Source organism: Sphingomonas sp. P3_C6 (assembly GCF_056402595.1).
On the sequence record NZ_JBFUHB010000055.1, the window covers coordinates 1 to 2,534 of the forward strand.

At 68.0% G+C, this 2,534-nt stretch carries 2 protein-coding genes; both read right to left on the bottom strand.

All coding sequences use genetic code 11. The features are described 5' to 3' along the window. Positions 1-322 precede the first annotated feature (322 nt). Positions 323-1,516, bottom strand: coding sequence for an IS91 family transposase (locus AC1DT7_RS24080; RefSeq protein WP_478038837.1), 1,194 nt, complete (start codon positions 1,514-1,516; stop codon positions 323-325). A gap of 6 nt (positions 1,517-1,522) precedes the next feature. Beyond that, positions 1,523-2,431, bottom strand: coding sequence for a tyrosine-type recombinase/integrase (locus AC1DT7_RS24085; protein ID WP_478038839.1), 909 nt, complete (start codon positions 2,429-2,431; stop codon positions 1,523-1,525). Positions 2,432-2,534 lie beyond the last annotated feature (103 nt).

Genomic DNA, 2,534 nt, shown 5'->3' on the forward strand with positions numbered 1-2,534 from the left:
TCCTGAAGAGTTTCGGATGCCTCCTGAAGAGTTTCGGATGCCGGCAGGCGTACGAAAGTCTTGGAGGCCCGAACCCGCGGGCCGCACGCGTGGATCTATGGGGATTTCGAGTTTGGGCCTGCTCCGATGTTGGGCGGCACGGCCGATTGGAGCGCGGGTCTGGATCCGGACCTTCCGGATTTAGGTGGCGATGCCGAATTCACGGAGGCGGATGGCCCGACGCCGGTTGAGGTGGCAGCCTCTTCGACGACGATCGGCACACGTAGCGTCGGCTCCGCAAGCATGGGCGCTGCGGGATCTGGCGGTGTCGGGCCGTGCCGGGTCACGACGCCTGCCTCCCGGGTAGCAGCGCGGGAGCCGGTGGCGCACGGGGTAGGCGCTGACGCTCGAAGGTCTCGACGACGACCATGCGTCCGCCGCAGCATGGGCATGGCGGTCGCACATCGTTCGGCTCGATCGGCGCCTCGACCGTGGCGGGCGGCGCGACCCCGAGCAACTGGCGAACATGGTCGAGATGCGCCTTGCGGGTGGCCCCGGCGAGCAGACCGTAGTGACGGATGCGGTGGAAGCCTTTGGGCAGGACGTGGAGCAGGAAGCGGCGGATGAACTCGTCAGCGGTGATCGTCATGCTCTGCTGCCGGTCGGCACCGTCGCGGCGGTAATCCTTGTAGCGGAAGGTGACGCCGCTCTGGTCGAAGCGCAGGAGTCGACTGTTCGAGATGGCGACGCGGTGGGTGTAGCGCGATAGATAGGCGAGCACCGTCTCGGGCCCCGCGAACGGCGGCTTGGCGTATACTACCCAGCGCTTCTTCCGGACCGGGGACAGGTGGCGCACGAACGCGCGGCGGTCGGCGAGGTGCGCGATGCCGCCGTAGAAGGCGAGCCGCCCGGCTTCGTGCAAGGCCATCAGCCTGGTGAGGAACAGGCGGCGGAACAGCTTGCCCAACACCCTGACCGGCAGCAGGAACGCCGGGCGCGACGAGATCCAGCGTCTTCCGTCTGGCGACAGCCCGCCGCCCGGCACGATCATATGGATGTGCGGATGGTGGGTCAGCGCCGATCCCCAGGTATGCAGCACCGCGGTGATGCCGATGCGTGCGCCGAGATGCTTCGGGTCCGCGGCGATGGTCGTCATCGTCTCGGACGCCGCCTGGAATAGCAGGCCGTAGACCGCTGCCTTGTTCTGCAACGCGATGTCAGCGACCTCGGCGGGCAGCGTGAACACGACGTGGAAGTAGCCGACCGGCAGCAGGTCGGCCTCGCGCTCGGCGAGCCAGGTGCGCGCAGCCGCGCCCTGGCACCGCGGGCAGTGCCGGTTGCGGCAGGAGTTGTAGGCGACCCGCCAATGCCCGCAGTCGGTGCAGGCATCGACGTGACCACCCATCACGGCGGTGCGGCAGGTCTCTATCGCCGACATCACCTTGAGCTGGTCCAGGCTCAGATGTCCGGCACGCGCGACCCGGTAGGCGGAACCCGCGGCACGGAAGATGTCGGCGACCTCGATGGAGGCGCGCATGCCCGCTCAGCCGCTGGGTGTTCTCGCTTCCATGGCGGCCATCGCCAGCCGGTCGAACGGACTGGTCACATTGCGCAGCACCCGGGTGGCAACCTGCGTGTAATAGGCGGTGGTCTCCAGCTTGGCGTGCCCCAGCAGCGTCTGGATGATGCGAACGTCGATCCCGTCCTCGAGCAGGTGGGTGGCGAAGCAGTGCCGCAGCGTGTGCGGCCCGACCCGCTTGCCGATGCCCGCCGCGACGCTCGCCTCCACGACGATACGGTGCAGCTGCCGCGTGCTGAGCGGCTTGAGATAGTGCTGGCCGGGGAACAGCCAGCCATCGACGTGCAATACGCCCTCCTGTCGACCAACCCGCCACCACTCTCGCAGCAACGCCAGAAGCCCCGTCGGGAGCATGGCGTTGCGATACCGCCCGCCCTTGCCGCGCTCGACCCGCAGCAGCATGCGCTCGCTATCGATGTCGCGCACCTTGAGGCCGGCGATCTCGGCGGCACGCAATCCGGCACCATAGGCGACCGATAGCGCCGCCTGATGCTTCAGGCACGTGGTCGCGGCCAGCAGCCGCGCCACCTCGTCCTGACTGAGCACGACCGGCAACTTGCGCACGTGCCGCATGCGAACCAGCTTGCGCGCCAGGTCGGGCCGGTCGAGCGTCTGGATGAAGAAGAACCTCAGCGCCGACACGATGGCGTTCATGGTCGGCACCGGTACGCCGAGGTCGCACTGCTCGACCTGGAAGCGCCGCACGTCCTCCGCCGTCGCCGTGTCGGGCGAGCGTCCCAACCACGTCGCGAACCGCCCGACGTCGCGGATGTAGTTGCGCTGCGTCTCGCGGCCGAACCGGCGTATATCCATCTCGTCGATGAGACGCTGGCGTAGCGGGCTGACGGCAATAATCGGGACAAGGCTGTTCATGGCAGGGCTCCTCTCGTGGAACCCCGATGCTCTGCCTGCCTCCCGCAGCGCTCAACCGGCGCGCAACGCTCGTTCGTTCACCTCAACCGCGCCGCACTAACCC